Annotated in this window: 17 protein-coding genes; all 17 read right to left on the minus strand. The window is 52.0% G+C overall.

Annotated features, from left to right (window positions below):
- Nucleotides 1–27 precede the first annotated feature (27 nt).
- Nucleotides 28–882 carry a carbon-nitrogen hydrolase family protein gene (locus NY07_RS09175; RefSeq protein WP_033539053.1) on the minus strand — a complete coding sequence of 285 codons (855 nt, stop codon included), beginning with the start codon at nt 880–882 and terminating at the stop codon, nt 28–30.
- Nucleotides 806–5,053, minus strand: coding sequence for a YhdP family protein (locus NY07_RS09180; protein WP_033539054.1), 4,248 nt, complete (start codon nt 5,051–5,053; stop codon nt 806–808). The genes NY07_RS09175 and NY07_RS09180 overlap by 77 nt, the downstream gene beginning before the upstream one ends.
- On the minus strand, nt 5,053–6,555 hold the full coding sequence (rng, locus tag NY07_RS09185; RefSeq protein WP_033539055.1) for a ribonuclease G: 1,503 nt from the start codon (nt 6,553–6,555) through the stop codon (nt 5,053–5,055). Before rng ends, NY07_RS09180 begins: the two co-directional genes overlap by 1 nt.
- Nucleotides 6,556–6,654: 99 nt before the next feature.
- Nucleotides 6,655–7,242 (minus strand): Maf family protein, encoded by a 588-nt coding sequence (locus tag NY07_RS09190; RefSeq protein WP_033539127.1) that lies wholly within the window; start codon nt 7,240–7,242, stop codon nt 6,655–6,657.
- Between the two features lie 2 nt (nt 7,243–7,244).
- Entirely contained in the window at nt 7,245–7,733 is a 489-nt protein-coding gene (mreD, locus tag NY07_RS09195; protein WP_033539056.1) for a rod shape-determining protein MreD, read from the minus strand.
- A complete protein-coding gene (gene mreC / locus NY07_RS09200) occupies nt 7,730–8,611 on the minus strand; it encodes a rod shape-determining protein MreC (protein WP_033539057.1) in 882 nt (293 codons plus the stop codon). Before mreC ends, mreD begins: the two co-directional genes overlap by 4 nt.
- 135 nt (nt 8,612–8,746) lie before the next feature.
- Nucleotides 8,747–9,796: a rod shape-determining protein gene (locus NY07_RS09205; RefSeq protein ID WP_011864209.1), complete on the minus strand. Its 1,050-nt coding sequence runs from the start codon at nt 9,794–9,796 to the stop codon at nt 8,747–8,749.
- 165 nt (nt 9,797–9,961) lie between these two features.
- Nucleotides 9,962–12,664 (minus strand): DUF6701 domain-containing protein, encoded by a 2,703-nt coding sequence (locus tag NY07_RS09210; protein ID WP_033539058.1) that lies wholly within the window; start codon nt 12,662–12,664, stop codon nt 9,962–9,964.
- On the minus strand, nt 12,657–13,094 hold the full coding sequence (locus NY07_RS09215; protein ID WP_033539059.1) for a hypothetical protein: 438 nt from the start codon (nt 13,092–13,094) through the stop codon (nt 12,657–12,659). Before NY07_RS09215 ends, NY07_RS09210 begins: the two co-directional genes overlap by 8 nt.
- The gene (locus tag NY07_RS09220) at nt 13,084–13,899 is read right to left on the minus strand and encodes a PilW family protein (protein WP_033539060.1); all 816 of its coding nucleotides are present in this window, start codon (nt 13,897–13,899) and stop codon (nt 13,084–13,086) included. The genes NY07_RS09215 and NY07_RS09220 overlap by 11 nt, the downstream gene beginning before the upstream one ends.
- Nucleotides 13,899–14,450, minus strand: a complete 552-nt coding sequence (locus tag NY07_RS09225) for a type II secretion system protein (RefSeq protein WP_033539061.1) — start codon at nt 14,448–14,450, stop codon at nt 13,899–13,901. Before NY07_RS09225 ends, NY07_RS09220 begins: the two co-directional genes overlap by 1 nt.
- A complete protein-coding gene (locus tag NY07_RS09230) occupies nt 14,440–14,889 on the minus strand; it encodes a pilus assembly FimT family protein (protein WP_033539062.1) in 450 nt (149 codons plus the stop codon). The genes NY07_RS09225 and NY07_RS09230 overlap by 11 nt, the downstream gene beginning before the upstream one ends.
- Nucleotides 14,890–15,035: 146 nt before the next feature.
- Nucleotides 15,036–15,554, minus strand: a complete 519-nt coding sequence (locus NY07_RS09235) for a type II secretion system protein (RefSeq protein WP_033539063.1) — start codon at nt 15,552–15,554, stop codon at nt 15,036–15,038.
- 16 nt (nt 15,555–15,570) lie between these two features.
- Entirely contained in the window at nt 15,571–16,089 is a 519-nt protein-coding gene (locus NY07_RS09240; RefSeq protein ID WP_033539064.1) for a type II secretion system protein, read from the minus strand.
- Between the two features lie 65 nt (nt 16,090–16,154).
- Nucleotides 16,155–16,784, minus strand: a complete 630-nt coding sequence (locus NY07_RS09245; RefSeq protein WP_033539128.1) for a type II secretion system protein — start codon at nt 16,782–16,784, stop codon at nt 16,155–16,157.
- Between the two features lie 79 nt (nt 16,785–16,863).
- On the minus strand, nt 16,864–17,355 hold the full coding sequence (locus NY07_RS09250; RefSeq protein WP_033539065.1) for a hypothetical protein: 492 nt from the start codon (nt 17,353–17,355) through the stop codon (nt 16,864–16,866).
- Nucleotides 17,356–17,395: 40 nt separating this feature from the next.
- Nucleotides 17,396–18,613, minus strand: coding sequence for a type II secretion system F family protein (locus tag NY07_RS09255; RefSeq protein WP_033539066.1), 1,218 nt, complete (start codon nt 18,611–18,613; stop codon nt 17,396–17,398).
- Between the last annotated feature and the right edge of the window lie 2 nt (nt 18,614–18,615).

Here is an 18,615-nt window from a genome sequence, read left to right on the forward strand (position 1 = left end):
TCTCTCTCTTTGAAGCGCTACATGGCGCTATTTTATAGTCTCTTTCTGGCGGGCCGCCTGCAATGTCGGCGCTGCAAAACGATTATGTTCAACCACAGGTATGTTACGGCGGATCTTTTCGATAGCGTCTAAGCTTATCTCTGTCGACAACCAGCCACATCCCTCAGGTTTTACCGCGACCAGTTCACCCCAAGGGTCGATGACACAAGAATGTCCCCAGGTCTCACGCCGCCCTTGATTATGCTCGCCCCACTGGGCTGCGGCCAATACAAAACATTGAGTTTCAATCGCTCTCGCCTGCAGCAAGGGTAACCAGTGGACGCGTCCGGTCACTCGTGTAAAGGCCGCCGGTAGAACGATGATCTCTGCACCTTGCAGCCGCATGGCACGAAACAGATCGGCAAATCGAATGTCATAGCATATCGCCATCCCGACCTTACCGAAAGGCGTATCGACCACGGTTATGTTTTCACCGGGACAAAAGGTATCACTTTCTCGGTAGGATTTAGTGCCATCATCGACGTCAACATCAAACAGATGCAACTTGTCATAATGGCCTAGGGTATCCCCTTTGTCATTAAACAGGTAACTACGGCTATAGACTCGTCCGTCATCGGCTAAGATGGGAATGGTTCCGGCCACTAAATAGATGCCATATTGCTTAGCCATCGCGGCCAGCGTCTGTTTCAACTCACTCGCTGCATCATCACCGGCATGGGCCAACTGCTGGCTCTCGTGGCCACCAAACAGTAAACAGCACTCGGGCAACACCACCAGATGTGACGCCTCCCCTATAGTTAATGCGTCAAGCTGCTCGCGAATAAAGCTGAGGTTCTCCTCGACGTCGCGACCACTCTGACATTGTAATAAGCTGACCTGCATCGACCGACTCCTTCTGCACTGGCTTGTCTTGTGACTCTGGCTTACTGGGCATTTCCTGCGACTTGGGCATTTCCTGCTGAGGACGGTTTTCATTAAAGTCTGGCATAGCTTCAACAGCAGGCTTGGGGATCTCAACGCCTAAAGGTATCACCTGCTCAGAAGGCTCAATAGGCTCAATAGGCTCTGACTTTAACTCAGGCTCAGGCTGTGAGTCTGGTTGTAACTCTGGTTGTAGCTCTGGCTGCGCCGGTTGACGTGGCAAGACAGACTCAGGGATCTCTATCTCCTTGCTCTTACGCTCCAATTCTTCAAGCTTAGGCTCTGACATGGTACCTGTCAGCCTGAAACGGATTTCAGAGATCACTTCGATCACCGGCTCTAACACCTTGGTTAAGGCAAAGGCGCCTAAACCGAGCGTCCAACCACCTGTGCTGAGTAGCACTACTGTCGGCACGCTAGAAGCAAGTTGGGGCACGAAGCGTATGTCATAGTTAAGGCTTTCTGTGGTGAGGTCGGTATAGCCCCGCACCTTCATATTGCCAGCCACGGCGTCCATTTCAGAATCTGTAGTTTTCACTACGCCATTGTCCAGCTTCAAGGTGCCTGTAAAGGAGTTGAAGTAAAGCCCCTTACCAAACACATCCGAGAAATCCAGCGACAACTTACGCAGCAAGGAATCCAGACTGAACAGGGAGAAGATACGCGCGCCCTTATCGCTCACCTCAGACAGATGGCCTTTGCCCAACTTATAGTTTATCTGGCCATTTAGGGTTTCGAGCGAGAATGCATAAGGGGCACCATGCCAAGAAAGCTGGGCCTGCAGATCCAGCGGCGCCTCCTTGAGGCCAGGGTCTATCCCTAAACGCTCTGACACCTCGTCAAACTGCTTGGCATTAAGATCAAATTGTAACTCGGTCAAATTCTGCCCTTCGCTGTTCGACCAGGCTCCCTTGCCTTTAAGGGTGATCCCAGGCGTGGTGAGCGTCAGCGTCTGGATCTGATAATCGCCATTGTTTGGCGTTGCCTGCAACACTAGATGCCCAAGCGACTTACCATAGGCACTAAACTGATCAACATCCACCGCCAAGGGGGGCAGATGATTGAGCACCTCATGATTACTAACCGCTTCGGCATCCGCTGTCTCACTCAGGGGCGTCAAATTAAAGCGGCTGGCCACCAGCTTAAGCCCTTGGGTCGACCAATCTGGGTAAAAGTCCACCCGACCGCTAAACTCCTGGGCATTCCCCTCAAACCGCCAACCATGTTCTGTAGGATATGCCTCCAGGTTCAGCTCGCTAAGTGGTTGACCATAAAGATTGAGCTGCTGTATCTGTCCCTCTACCGAGATCAGCGGCGGGAAGAAACCATTCGATTCAACTTCGGCAACGGTCTCTATCATGGGCGTCTCAGATGACTGCTCGGCTAGCACCTGACGCATGACCAGATCCAATGATGACTCGAGCTGCTGCTTGCCCATAAAACCCTTGATGATAGGTAGCCAAGGCCCAAACTCGGTATTAGGCATATCCAGTTGCAGATGTCCTGCCTGACGCTTTAGCTGATCGCCCGGCTTAAACAGGCGTCCCAGCAGTAGATCGAAATGAGCCAGGTGATCCCCAGACTGCTCATCGAATCCCCCCCAAAACTCCATCTGATCGCCAAGCTTTGCCCCTAAAGAAGCCTGCTTGTTGTCACCAATCAGCTCGAAGGAAAGCGCCCTCTTACTGTCGGCGGCCTTAGCAAACTTACCCGGCAGGCTAAGCTCCACGCCCTGCATGTCGCTCTTTACTTGTGCCTGAATACGGTAACCCAGCTCATCAAAGATCAGCGTCATCGCTCCCTGCCAGTCCAATTGCCCTTGGTAATAATCGCTCAGTGGATTATTGAGGGCATCGGGCAACTGTTGCAGATCCCACAGCCCCTGCATATCCAGGTTAAGGCCATAATGCTTATTGCTCCGACCGGTATCAAAGGTAAAAGTCACCGGCTGTTCAAATAATTGGGCCTTGATCCCCTCACCTGTCACTACCTCATTGGCAAAATAGACCTCACCACTAACACCCGCGAGCTGCACACCCGGCTCACTGATATACACAGGGGTATCGTCAAATGTCACCTGACCGAGAATCTGCTCCTTACCCCCTTGATACAAAGGAATCGTGAGATCCAGTTTACCCGAGACCTCGCCCTGCACCTGTACCACTTTAAGGGTCGCTCCCACCGTTTTAGCCAGCGGCGAGCGCAGCAACACCTGCTTGGCGGCTTCGCCTTGAGTACGAAGATCCGCCTTAACCGTCAGCAGACTCTGGTGGTTCATGCGTGGAATCGCCACATGAGCGCCATCGGCCGGGACGTCCATTAACATCCCCTTGTTGACCCAGATATCCATAGCGGCATTTTCAAACAGGGCATCAAGACTGAGCTGAGTCACCTCAGGCCAAGTCGGCTGAAACTCATAGCGCGCCTGCTCTAAAGTGAAACCAGCCTGAAATACACCTGTGTTGTCGTCATAAGGGAAATGACTCAAGGGGCCATTCCATACCACCTTGGCATTCTGGCTCTGCCCGGCCTTAAGGGCGCCACTAAGATAGGCAATCAGCGAGGCGCTCATGCCACGCTTGGGAAAATAATATTTGGCTCTGGCGGCATCTTTAATCTGCACATCGGCCAGCAGGTTCAAACTTGCCTCATCGGCAAAGCCGAACTGCATGGCAGCATCCAGATCTAAATCATCATTGTAAAAATGCAGCTTAGGTGCAAAGAGGGCGGCTTGGCTTAGGGCATATTTGACCGTAAAAGCGTCCCCCGCCAGCGACAAAGGCTCCTCGAAACCTCCGTTGAAATCCAATAAATATTGTTGCTCTGGTGCAGACAGATAGAGGTTATCGCCCTGTATGCCGAATGTCAGATCGATAGGCTCAGACCCTGGAATCGCTTTAACCCCTTGCCAGGAGACCTGCGCTAACTGAGCCGACAGGGCAAAGCCTTCCTGTGTGTTATAACCAAACTTAAGTTGCTTGATATTTCCCTTGGGCTGCATCGTCTGCCAGTGATTAAGAGCGTTTAACTCCATGGCTGGCACGAGTGGCAATAGCGGAAGTAACATCTGCACATCGAGCTGATTGATATAGGCGCTTAGCCGACCATCACGACTCAGGGCTCCAATATCCAGCTCAGGCCAACTCTGCTCATTGGTAACAAAGGCAAGGTTTGAACTACTGACTTGCCAGCCCGATGCTTGAGGAGCCCAATTAAGCTGTCCTCCCTGGATCTCAAATTTTTGCTGCTCGCCATTAAGCTGCCATTGCAACCAACTGGGCTTAAAGGCCACTGTGGCAGCATTGAACTGCCGATGGCTAAATTCAGCCCAAGCCTGCAAGTTAACCACGCCTTCTAGGGGGAGTTTCTTGCTCGAATCATAAGGATTTTCCTGCCGTGAGGCCCACTTCCCCAGATCCAGGGCGTTTGCCGACAGATAGAACTGGCCAGTCAAAGACTCAGGGCTGTATCCATCACCGCGAATATCGACCCCCAATAACAGGCGCTCAACCTCCGAGGCATCTTCATCAAGATACAAGGCCCCCTCGGCGCGGTGACTGTCATTAAGGTTATACCAACGCAGATTCTTGATATGAATAGGACGGAACTTGTGATGCTTGCTGATCAGTTGCATGGTCACATCTGTGATAGCAAAGCGCTCGAACTGCTCCAGTAGCAGGGAGTAGATCCAGTCGGTGTTTTGCTCCACAACGGGCGCATCGCTGGTCTGCTCCTGGCGATGAATGCGATCCATATCCAGGGCGACCTTAACCCCTTCGAAAATCACATTTTCAATCTGTGGCGAGACAGACACTAAGGTGTCCCAAAAATCCAACTTAAGATGAACATTGTCTATGATGAAGGTGACCGGCAGGTTTTCCTGCACGGGTAATACCAGATTTTTTACCGTCACCGCAGGGCCAAATGCCTGCCACTCGGCGGTGAGCTCACCCACCTCAACCTTCACCTGATATTCTTGGTAGATATAGTTAACCAATTCCTGGCGTACTTGGTCTAGCTTGGGCAGCAGTCCCCTAAACAGACTCACGCTCAGGGCAAAGATCACCACTATGATGGCGATCGTCTGCCAGCAGAGACGGCCAAAGGTGCGGGGGCAAAATGGGCGTGACACTACATTATCACCACATCAAATTTATTTTGTGCATACATAGGCTCGTTCTGCAGACGTACACGCTTGCCAATATAGGCACCCAGTTCCGCTACCAGATGACTCTCTTCTCCGGTCAGGCTGTTATATACAGCCGGCGCGCAGTAAACCAAAAACTCATCGGCATCATAGCCTCGATTGAGACGGATGATCTCGCGGAAGATCTCATAGGAGACAGTCTCGACCGTCTTCAAGGTGCCCGTCCCCAAACACGCGGGACACTCGCCGCACAGCACATGCTCGAGACTTTCGCGGGTGCGCTTACGTGTCATCTCGACCAGCCCCAAGCCGGAAAAACCGCTGACATTAGTTTTCACCCTGTCGTTGGCCAGCGCAGCCTCTAAGGTGCTCAGCACACGCTTCTTATGATCTTCGTTCAGCATATCGATAAAGTCGATGATGATGATCCCGCCTAGGTTACGCAGACGCAACTGACGGGCGATGGCGTGGGTCGCCTCCAGATTAGTGTTGAAGATGGTCTCTTCTAAGTTACGGTGACCAACAAAGGCGCCGGTATTGATATCGACTGTGGTCATGGCTTCGGTCTGATCTATGATGAGGTAGCCGCCAGATTTAAGCTCTACCTTACGTCCCAAGGCGCGCTGCACCTCGTTCTCCACATCATAGAGATCGAAGATGGGCACTCGGCCCGAATAGTGTTCTATCTTATCGGCGATCTCGGGCATAAACTCTTGAGTGAACTGCAGTAGCTCCTCATAGGTTTGCCCCGAATCCACCTGAATTTGGTCCAGCTCTGTGCCGACAAAGTCACGCACTATGCGTACCGGCAGGGCAAGGTCTTGATATAACAGCGAGACGCCTGGGCGCTTACGGCGTTCACACACCTTTGCCCAAACTCGGCGAAGAAAAGCTGCATCCTGCACCAGTTCCTGCTCGCCAGCATTCTCGGCGGCAGTGCGAATAATAAAGCCACCATCTTCGTCGACAAAAGGTTCGGTCAATCCCTTAAGCCGCGCACGTACCTCTTCAGATTCGATGCGCTGCGACACCCCGACATGGCTGGAGCCTGGCATAAACACCAGATAACGAGAAGGCAGGGTAATATCTGTGGTAAGACGCGCACCCTTAGTACCCAGCGGATCTTTGACCACCTGCACCATGATGTCCTGGCCTTGACGCACTAACTCACCGATATCGCGCACCACAAAGTTGCCCTTCTCGACATCGGCCACACACTCGGTATGAGGCACAATATCTGAGGCGTGCAGAAACGCCGCCTTATCCAGACCGATATCGACAAAGGCCGCCTGCATGCCTGGCAACACCCGGCTGACCTTGCCTTTATAGATGTTGCCTACCAGGCCACGCTTCATGCGCCGCTCGATATGCACCTCTTGCAAGATACCGTATTCCACCAGAGCAACACGGGCCTCGGTCGGCGTCACATTGATCAATAGCTCAGAACCTATCTTTTTCTGTACTTTGTTTTTGACTATGTGACTCATGCTTACTCACTTAAATAGGATTAATGCATTAACGGCCCAAACGGACCGTTAATCATAGATATAGCTTACACCTAAACGGCTCACTCTTCAGAGCCAGGCCTAAATCGCTGCTACCTTGATCTTGTCGAGCAGGTTTCGGGTCTCCACTAAAGGCAAGCCGACCACCGCTGAATAACTGCCATCGATAGACTCGACAAAACAACCGCCTAGTCCTTGAATACCGTATGCACCGGCCTTATCCATGGGTTCACCTGTGGCAATATAGGCCAAGATATCTTCTTCTGTTAGGCCGCAAAATTGCACTTTAGTTTCAACTAATCGCGACAGGGTCTGCTTACCATCAGTCACGGCCACCGCCGTCATCACGCTATGGCACTGACCCGACAAGGCGCTAAGCATCTGCTTGGCATCAAGCTCATCCTTAGGCTTTCCTAAGATTTCACCGTCCAATACGACTATGGTATCTGAGCCGAGCACCACAGCATCTGACTTTCCCCAAAGCGCCAAGCCTGCACTGGCCTTTTCAATTGCCAGGCGCACCACAAAATCTTCGGCAGTTTCTCCTGCCCTATGGCTCTCATCGATATCGGCGGCTAAGACCTCGAAACCAAACTCAGGATCGCCAAAGCCCACCTGAGCCAAGAGTTCACGACGACGGGGCGAAGAAGAGGCTAATACCAGCTGCATCATTATCTCACTTTATAAATTCGACGAATACGCCGTAATATCCAAAACACCCAGGGCCAAATGACCAAGCTCGACAGGGCTGGCAGAAATAGACTGGCCTCGAAGCTAGCCACGTTCACCACAAACTGTATCCAGAACACCAACAGATGATGCAAACAGACTAAACTGGCCACCATTAATGCCTGTTGCCACATGGGGAAATTACGCATCCGCTGAAAGTGCAGTACGACCACATAGATAACCAGTGACATGGAAAGCGCTCTGATACCAAGGTGCGCCCCCAACAAAATATCCAACATCACCCCCAACAACCAGGCCGACAGTATGTTGTAGCGATGCGGCAGTGCCATCGCCCAGTATATCATCACCAGCAGCAACCAGTCCGGGCGCCACGGCTCTACGATGCCAGGCAAAGGCATGATCTGAAATAACATGGCCAGTAGGAAACTCAGCCAGACTACCCAACGTCCGTGGGGAATATGCATGCTCATGGCGTCTCCTCGGTTTTCGGCTCGGCATCAGGCTCGGCTTCGACAGGCTCGGCTTGCTCCTGCTGATTGGTTTCGGGCCAGATCAGCAAGAGATAGCGGATTCGATCCAATGCTGCCAATGGCTGCGCCGTAACAGTGGCGTAACTCTGACCATCATCTCGCTCCACCTTCATGATGCGCGCCACAGGATAGCCCTCAGGAAATCGCATGCCTAAACCGGACGAGACGAGAAGGTCGCCCACTCTCAGGTCGGTACTCTTGGCCACATGGCGTAGCTCGAGTTCATCAAGCTCACCGGTTCCCTGCGCCACCAGACGCACGTCGTTACGGGTCACCCGCACAGGGATGGCGTGGGTCACATCCGAGATCAGCAACACACGGCTGGTCAACTCACTGATTTCAACCACCTGGCCGACAACGCCGTGGGCATCGACCACAGGTTGACCCACAAAGACCCCGCTGCGGGCACCATGGTTTAACACCACATAGTGACGAAAGGGATCGCTGGCCACCTCCATCACCTCGGCGACCACCTTCTTCGAGTCCATGTGCACCGGCGAGCCCAACAAGGCGCGCAGACGATCGTTTTCCTGTCTCAGGTGTTCGAAACGTTGCAGACGCTCGCTCATCAGCAGTTGTTGTCTAAGCAGTTGTTTATTTTGCTTGGCCAGCATGTTGCGTGTGGCGATGCTCTCGGCCGACCAATCGAGCACGGCGCCAGGAATATTCGCAACATATTGCAATGGGCTAAGCACAGAGGAGATAGATTGACGCACTGGTTCCAGCCTATCGTTGGCCACCAGTAAGATCACCGACAAAATAATTGCCAATGTGAGCCTGAATTGATTCGAAATACCGCGGGCAAAAATAGGTTTCATAAAACACTTAAGGCAGCGACACCCGGTGCCCGCTTTTTACCCAAACACCTTGCGGTATCTGGGCGGCGAACCATCTAAGTCGATGCCTCGCCCGGGGTCAAACCAAAGTCTTGCTGCCTATTTATTTGGGCCGAATTAGTTTTCGTCAGAGAAGAGGTCGCCACCATGCATGTCGATCATCTCTAGTGCCTTTCCGCCACCACGAGCCACACAAGTCAGCGGGTCGTCGGCAACCATCACTGGAATGCCAGTCTCTTGCATCAACAGACGGTCGAGGTCACGCAGCAATGCGCCACCACCGGTAAGCACCATGCCGCGCTCAGAGATATCAGACGCCAATTCTGGCGGAGACTGCTCCAGTGCTACCATGACGGCACTGACGATGCCAGACAATGGCTCTTGCAATGCTTCTAAGATCTCGTTGCTGTTCAGGGTAAAGCTACGTGGAACCCCTTCGGCCAAGTTGCGGCCGCGCACTTCGATCTCCAGCACTTCATCACCAGGATAGGCAGTACCTATGGTGTGCTTAATACGCTCTGCCGTGGCTTCACCGATCAGGCTGCCGTAGTTGCGACGCACATAGTTGATGATGGCATCGTCAAACTTGTCACCACCGATACGTACAGAAGAGGAATAAACCACGCCATTTAGCGAGATGATGGCAACTTCAGTGGTGCCACCACCGATATCGACCACCATAGAACCCGTTGCTTCCGATACAGGCAATCCAGCACCAATAGCGGCCGCCATAGGTTCTTCAATCAGATACACTTCACGAGCACCTGCACCCATAGCCGATTCACGAATTGCACGGCGCTCAACCTGTGTCGCGCCCACTGGCACACACACTAAGACGCGTGGGCTTGGACGGAAAACGCTGTTGTTGTGCACCTGCTTGATGAAATGCTGTAGCATTTTCTCGGTCACATAGAAATCGGCAATCACGCCATCTTTCATAGGACGAATTGCCTGGATGTTACCCGGCGTACGACCCAACATCTGCTTAGCTTCAGTGCCCACGGCGGCAACCGATTTTTGCCCGCCGCTGCCCCGTTCGCCTCGAATTGCAACAACCGAAGGCTCATTTAGCACTATGCCCTCTTCGCGAACGTAAATTAAGGTGTTAGCCGTACCCAAATCGATCGATAGATCGTTAGAAAAAATGCCACGCAGCTTCTTGAACATGTAACCAGCCTGTCTCAGTGGAGTCGGAAAAATAAAAATCAGGTAACTTTATCAATGACCCCCGGATTCCACAAGGATATTATGATGATCCCAAGATAAATATCTGTTCATCATTACAGGGCCTGTCAGCCTGAGTGAACACTCGCTCAGCAATTATTAGGCCGACTATTTCACTTCACGCCAAAAGATAATCTTATCGTGCCCACGATAGGTACCAAAATATGCGTTTGCTCTGGGATCAAACAGGGTATTCGCGGCGTCTCCCGGATAATTCCAATATCCCTTGAGCCATGGCGAAACATGCAGTTTAAGCGGCACCTCGCCCGCCTGGTTAGGGATCGAAAAATAGAGATTGCCCACGCCATTCATCAGAGCGCCACTGCGCAGTGACAAAGCGGCGTTGCTATAGGCCTGCAGATCGGGAAAATCCGTGGGTAGTGTGCGGTACAGGCCGGTCGTTGCACCTTCGCCAGCATCTAATGAGGTCTGAGTATTAAACACAGAGCAGCTATCATCGCCGTTTAATGTCCAGGTGGGCACGCCAGCGGTCACGCTTGAAACATATTCGCTGCGTAGCGGCAGACGCAGACTCTCCGACTGAGGGCCATAGCCGTTATCCAGCACCAGGCGTCCATAGCGCAGCTCGAAGGCTTTACCGTCCCCAATATCACTGAAACTAAATTCCTGGCAACTGGCAGAGGCATTATCTCGATAACAGATACCATCTTCATCGCTGACATCCAGCACTGACAAAACCAGATCAAACTTGGCATCGAAAGGCGCCAGTGGCGTTTGGGTACGCTGATAACTGGGCTCGGCACCGATCAACTCGGCGATATTAGGTAAGCTAAGATAATTGACCTGACCCGAGAGTGCGGGCGCCTGACTATCGGCTATCACCGCCAATCCTGTGCTGTCTTGATAGCTGCGCTCTGCCCACTGATTGCGCTCAGCCTCATCTCTGTGCTTATAGCGCCACCAATCGCCTAGCTGATAGTTGGTGGTCACCTTATCCTCGGCATTAAAACCGGCCACCTGAATACGCGGCTCCAGACCTGTGGTAAAACCAAAGGGCTGCTCAAGATAGGTGAAGGCGCCGCAACTTGCTAGTGCCTCAGGGCTATTACCCGTCACATCCAAATAAGCAGGCGTGAAGCGGCCAAATACATCACTGCTGGACTGGCTGGCAGAAATGGTTACTCCCTCAAAGCTGACATCGCTAGCAAGCGCCACCTGCATGGTACCTACCTCACTCCAGCTTTGATCATTGATGATCTGAGCACTGGCGCCAGATGATAGCGAAAACGCCAGACTATCACGGCCTAACACGCCATTGACCCCGACATCAGGCTGCACTACCTGTGACACCACAGACAGGCCGCCATGTTCGAAATTTTGCAGCGCGCTGTTGTTACTGAAGTCTTTGTCATCATCGCTCTGCCAACAGGTCGCAGTCACCTGCATGCTAAAGGGTTCACCCGCAGCGGCCAGCACCTTACAGTTTGCATCATAAGGATCGCTAGCATCACAGCGCCCATTGGCACTAACATTGGCAAAATGAAATCCCGCCGGAGCCGAGGTAAAGCTGTCGCTGTGGGAGAGAATCAGGGTCTCAGTGCCGCCCGTAGGCTGCGAAACCGTGTGGTTATGTTCGGCGCTAAGCTTCACCACGCCCGCCTCTGGATAATTGGCCGACAGGCTCGCCACACCATCAGCGTTGAAGTGCACCTGCATTGCCTGAGCGCCGCCACCATCAATCGCTACCGAGTCAGTCGGGGATAACAGGCTGTTCAGGGTAAGCTGAGCTGGGTTGTTGACCACGGCCGGGCGCAGATAATCGAATCCGAAATTGACAGTCTTAGTCTGATTAGCAAACAGGGGCTTACATTGCTGCGTCTGGGTATCTTTGGTCACCGCGAATAGGTTAAAACTGCTACCCGTCTTACAGGCTGTGCTGTCAGGCACATCGAAATAGAACCCCGTGTCTTCAAAGTTAAGCAAACACTGAGAATTATCCACCAAGGCGCCGTCGATATAACAACGATAGGGCGCGGAAGGCGCCGTGGTGCCAAGCCCAAGGAGCACACTGCCGCCATCAGGGTGCGACATCTGGGTCTGAGTCGAACCGGTAAAACCAACATCGGCATATTTCACACCATTCTTAGTCAGCTGTACGCTGGAAGAGATAGTTGCCTGAGTGGAGCAGTCATCGTTAACACAGGCACGCAGCAGGATATCTTTGGCCACGCAGCTCAGTGCATCAGAGGTAAATTCCAATCGGTAATGATCGACACTTACACCGCCCTTGTCGCACATGCCGTCGAAATCGGCATCATCCACCACATCGAGATCGACATCCGCACCGCCATTGCCGCCAAAGCTCAGACTCCCCCCGGATGCGATGGCGCCATCTATCCAGGCATTGCCGGTAAAGGTCACAGTGCCGGCAACATAGAGAATGCCGTTGATATAGTTCTGCCCGGCGACAGAGAGATCGCCCCTGATATAGATGATCAAGTTTTCGGCATTGCCAGATGCATTGATGCTGGCATTATTCATCGATAGGTTGTCGAAGTAGAGACGCGCCGTTTTCCCCGTGGTGCTCATAAAGGATTTATTTTGAAAATCACCAGCAGCAAAGTCATAGTCCCCAGGAGAAAACTGCGGACGGTGCCCAGTACATCCCCACTTGGTACAGGTGAGATTGCCTAGCCGAGGTCCAATATCATCGGGAGGCACCAAACCAGGATTATGGTTGCCCGTTGGTGGGTCGGTAAAAATCTCGTCACACTGAGGTACAGCGAAAACGGCTGCGGAGAAGAGCAGATAGAGCAGGCCAGCAAGCAGGGATAGAAGCGTTCTATTCACGGGCTTCGACCTCCACCTTGCGATTGACGCGCAGACAGGCTTCGCCGTCGCAGTTGCCCACGGCGCAGGTCGCCTCACTGCCGATAAGATACTGGGTCACCATGTCGCTTCCCGCCCCGACAGAAGTCTGACTACAAGTTAACGCCACGCTGCAGCCATGAAAACCCACGACATCGGGCGGCGTCCAGCTCGATGACACACTAGCGCACCCCATCACGGCGCCGCTTAAGGGAAATAGCTGCGCCAGGGCGGCGTCGGCGCCGCTATTGGCTGCGGCAAAGGCGCGGGTCGCCAAAACCTCCAGATTCACCCCCTCATCGGCGTCACTGACGATATTGACGAGTGCCGCCGCCATCAAAAACATCACGGTAATGATGAAGATACCTATCACTAGGGCGCTGCCTTGCTGCCTGGCTCGATTAGGGAACATTGATCACCTGTACCTGATGTTGATATTGAAACGTCTGGCCATTTACTTCAAAACGGGGCGACAACTGTACCACGGCATTATTAGTCAAGGTGCCCGGCGTGAAATGGATTGGCGCCTCACTGCTCAGATTGTTGACCACATGCTGGCCCATCAGGGCGCCCGTCCCCATCTGCGAAGGTGTCGGCTGGCTGGTCTGGACCCCATAGCCGTCGTAGCGCCTGATATCACCGCTGCCTAAGAAGCAGTAACTCACGGAACCATTGACCATAAAGTAACGCCGCTGGGGCGAAGCCTCATCGAAACGCAGCGGATTATCAAACTCAAGTTGATTGCCGCTCAACTGTTTAACATTGAAGATACGCCCTTGAGTCGTCGAAGGCGTGTCTTGATAGATCTGCCCTGGCGATAGCGGATAAACCACTATTTTATGATTTAGATTAATGCCCTGCGCCGGGAGCATCACACTGCCGCTGCTTGCTGCATTCTCTGGTGCAATTGGCAGGCTAATATAGCTGGCGCTCGCGGTGATAGGCATAAACTCTATGCATTGTGCATCGCTTGAGCTGGCCACACGGATGCTGTTTGGCAATGCATTACGTAGCTCCCGCGTCATCCGCTCAATCACAAATCGGCTCTGACTGAGCACCTGATCCACAGAGCTGGATTCAACGAAAATACGGGTTCCCAAGATAATGAAGCTACTCACCCCGACGACTAAGATACCGAGAATGATGATAACGGTCACCATCTCTACCAGAGTAAATCCCCTATTACCTTGCCTGCTCATCTGCGGTGACTGGCGCATCAATAGTTACTCCGCAGGGCATGGTAGGTGATCACCTCGCCACTTGGGGTGGTCACATTGATCGCCACCAGCTTGCTGCTCTTATCGCTACCGGGATAGGTAACGCTGACCGACAGTTGGTAGTTGAGGTACTCTTGGGCATAGGTGCGATCCGAGTTGAGCATCTTGCTTGTCTGGGTGAGGCCATGATAGTCATCCACATCGCGATAGGCGTTACGTGCAAGGCCGCCCGGGCCAAAGTTGGCCTCGTCGGTACAGGGAAGTCCAGCAGACAAACCTAGGTCTGGCCGCGCCGCCGCACCACAGGCAGGCACACCACCATTGGGGTTAGCATTTTGATCATAACGCTTACCCCAAATCTCATTAAGCAGCGAGTGAGCCAGCTCGGCAGAGCGCACCCTGTGCAGCGTCTCGGCGGCGCGATCCGCTTGGGGAAACAACAGAGTCGTCAACATGGTCAGGGCGATCCCCAGCACTATCATACCCACGACCAGCTCAACCAAAGTAAAGCCTGAAGCGCGCCGAGATGCCTTTAATCTGCTAGCGCCCATGAATATACCCCTGACTCTCTATGATGAGATCTAAGGTGTCATCGGCGGCCACCTTTATATTGCAACCCGCCGTGCAGCTCCCCGCCACCCTACCATCGCGATCGAACTGCAGGGTAAAACTGTTCAGCCCACCTAAGCTTAAGCTGGTCTGACGGGGCAGTGACTGAGACGTTCCAGTGACCAACAGGCTGCTGCAGTCGGCGCCGTAGGTGTCGGCCCGATAGGCCGCTTCTGTCACGCTCACCTTGTAGCAACGATCCAGATTATTAAGCGCCATCAGCTGCACCCTTCTCAACTCACTAATCAGTTCATCTCTCAGGGTATAGGCACTGTAACTCGAGGCGGTAAAGAAGCGCGGCAAGACCACCATAGAAAGAATGGCAATCAAGATGATGGTTGTAACCAGCTCCACAAGGGTAAAACCTTGTTGTTTATTCATCGACACCCCAGCCGCAACACGCTGATAGCGTTAAACTTTCTAATAACCTACAGAGTATGGCAAATATTGCCATCTATTTCAGTAATTAGTCTCTTGGCCTAAGACAAAAAAGGCCTGCATTGCAGGCCTTTGGAAATGAGACAGGCTTAACAGCCAGTAACCACGGTATTGACAGTAATCGCTCCATAAGCGGTTAATCCGTTTACGTATTGCACATAACAGGTGCCAGGATTTTGCTGAGCTTTAGGACTAGCCTGACCCTGTGGATAGAAGTAAATGCTATTCGTAGCCGAATCTTCAACATATAACCATTCTGTACTGTTATCAGATTCCGATGCATTAATGTCTAAGGCATTTGCCAAGCTACCCGCCCAAACAGCCTTGGCATGACCATAATTCAATGCCACTGTTGTACCAGCAGCATCTACCGTTACAGTCGGAGCAGGAGTCGCGGTACTTGCTTGAGTTTCGTTACCGGCAATCAATGATTTAGATTGCACTAGGCTATCGGCGCCTTTTATAGCGGCTTCCAATCCAGAGACGGTTGATTTACGAGCATCACTTTGAAGATTAATAAACTTAGGTGCGGCTGTAACAGCCAAAATGCCTAAGATAATGATAACTACAACTAACTCGATTAGTGTAAAACCTTTTTGATTATTCATTTTCGCCATACCCTAATTAACAACCTGATTTTTCAACTTTATATTGTGGAAGCGCACCATTAGATGCGGACTCTTTGTACTCGACCCAACATTTAGACGTATCTGATGGTGCTTTATCACCTGGATGAATAATAATTGCGTCAGCTAAAGTCGTTGTAACTGAAGGTGTATCAACTATCGTCCATTCGGGCTGAGTAGAAGTCGTATCTATATCTAAGGCCAAAACCAAATCTGCAGATGCTTGCTTTAGATAACCATACACTGAATTGATTGTTATATCGTTACTCGCATCACTATCACCTTTATCATCTAAAATGACAGTTCCAGCCAACTTTGACTCCTGCCCTTGGATAGCTGCTTTGGAGTAAACTAAGGTATTCGCACCTTGTAATGATGCTTTCAAACCTTCCAATGTAGATGCACGCGCATCACTCTGTAAGTTAATAAACTTAGGCGCTGCGGTCACGGCCAGAATCCCTAATATGATGATCACGACCACTAACTCGATCAGTGTAAAGCCGTTTTGCTTCTTCATTGCTTTTCCTTGTTATGCGCTCTTGCAGTAAATGTTGTTAGCCTCACCCAGGGCAAGGCTCAAAATTAATTCGTAAAACTCAACACCTGGCCGGTACCCGGGTTATAAAGGATCCCTTTGGCATTGGCCGTATCCAGATCCGGCGCGGGTGTCGGCACACCTGTAGTGGTATTTAACACTAGGGAAGTCACCTGATGATAAACACAGAGGTCTAAGTTGGTCACCTGGGTACCATCGATCGCCACGCCATTGCCACCAGCGCCATCTAATACCCGTGCGGTAAAGCGCTGATTACGGGCATCTTGATTGAACAACACATTACGCGGCGCGCCCTGCAAAATATTCTGGAAAACCTCCTGGCAGGCGGCGTCTGTCATACCTGTAGCGCTAACGATACCACTGCCTGAGGTTGACCCTGTAGGAAAACCAAAGCGGGTATCGAGAGAGATCTGGGTACCATCCAAGACCACGTTAGCATTGTTACGCCCATCGACTTCCCACTGCGAACGCACGAAGCTAACCGCCGTGGCCAAACCGCCCGCAACACCATCTACGCTAGCATCTTCGGCATCATCGGTCACATTCAAAAAACGTGGAATGGCCGTTGCCGCTAAAATCCCCAGAATCACTATCACAATCACTAGCTCGATCAGAGAGAAACCACTCTGATTGGCTACCTTATTGCGGACTCGCATGTTCATAAAAATCTCCCTTAGATAATCCTGATAATTCTAGCAGTTACATCAAACTATAAAACCTTAGACATGATTAAATTCAACGATCCGTCAAAAAAATAACTTGCCCGGAGTGCAGCTGATAACTCAATCGATCACCATTATTAGCAATATAACTACAAACCTCTCCGGCTTCATCCGCCTGGGTAATAATTTTAGATAACTCGTTTCGTCCACCCAGGAGTTGCCACCAGAGTGTTTTACACCCTTCTTGAGTCACTTTGCTTAAGGTTGGCCAACCTTGGTCGCTCATCTTAATCAATGGCTGTTGGCCGTCTCCCAGATCGATAGCCGTCGACCAATCGAGACGCATCTCTTTGGGGCGTCCCTGCACCAACCACTGAGAACGTACCATAGCCAACACATTCAACAAGCGATTATGCTCAAACCTAAGCCCCTGAGATGACACCTGATCCACCTTAGCGAAATAGCCATAACCCAGCCCGCCTAAGATCAACAAGAGCACCAAGATTGCCACTACCTTGCCATAGGCCTGCATTAGCTCTCCATCGACTCGCTGTTGATTTTTCATCAGCAATTCTCAGCAAATAAAAGGCTTAAGGCCATCATGGCTAACCACCTTTCACAACGTTGAGCATGTCCCACATAGGTAGGTAAATACCCAGCGCCAGGATCAAGACGATCACCGCCACGATACCGATCAAAATCGGTTCGAGCTTGGCGGTCAGATTCTTGAGGTCATAATCGACCTCACCCTCATAAAAATCAGCAGCATCGTTAAGCAGTTGATCTATCTGGCCCGTCTCTTCACCAACTGCCACCATCTGCAGCACCAACGGGGTGAACAGCTGACTCTGGTTCGACACCCTCAGCATAGACTCGCCGGACTCTATCCCCCGACGCATAGCCACAATGCGATCATGCATATAAGCGTTATCCACGGCATCGGCTACCAAACTCAATGCCTGGGTCATGGGCACGCCCGCACTCAGCATCATGGAGAAGCTGCGGCAATATCTCGACAGGGTCGAGCGCTCTATGATGCTGCCCACCGCCGGGATCTTAAGCTTCCATCTGTCCCACTGCTTCTCGCCCTTCTCTGTGTTATGCCAGTAACGGATCCCCACGAAGCCCGCCACCAGCATCGCAAGCAGCAAGTACCAGTAGTTGACGAAGAAGTTAGAGGTACCGATCAACAGCTTAGTGGCCCAGGGCAGATCGGCACCGAAGCGGGCAAACAGGTCGGCAAACTTAGGAATAACCATGATATTGAGCACCACCATGGCCAGCGCCACAGCGATCAGTACAAAAATGGGGTAACGCATCGCGGCCTTGATGCGCCGACGGGTCTCCTGCTCACGCTCGATATAACCCGACAGCTGAATAAAGGCATCTTCCAACTTACCCGTGTTTTCACCTACGTGGATCATGGAGACAAACAAGGCATCAAACACATCGGGATGATGGTTCATCGCCGACGACAGCGGCCGCCCCGAGATAAGCTGATCTGAAATATCATTCAGGGCCTCCTTCATCCTCTTAGAATGAGAGCTCTCCGACAAGCCAGCGATAGCGCGCAGAATGGGAATGCCAGAGCGGGTCAGCGAATACATCTGCCGGGTAAAAATTTGCAGCTCATCCAGGCCCACCTTGCTCTTGAACAGGCTAGCTAACTGAAATTCCCGCGCGGCCTTAGCCTCCACCAGTTCCAGAGGGATCACGGCGCGAGAAAGCAGCTGATCGGCTGCGGCGCTCTGGGTAGTCGCATCGACACGCCCCGTCACCGCCTTGCCCTGCGCATCACGACCCTTGTACTGGTATACAGGCATAG

Origin of the sequence: Shewanella sp. ECSMB14101, assembly GCF_000773485.1 — a bacterium.
Classification (GTDB): domain Bacteria; phylum Pseudomonadota; class Gammaproteobacteria; order Enterobacterales; family Shewanellaceae; genus Shewanella; species Shewanella marisflavi.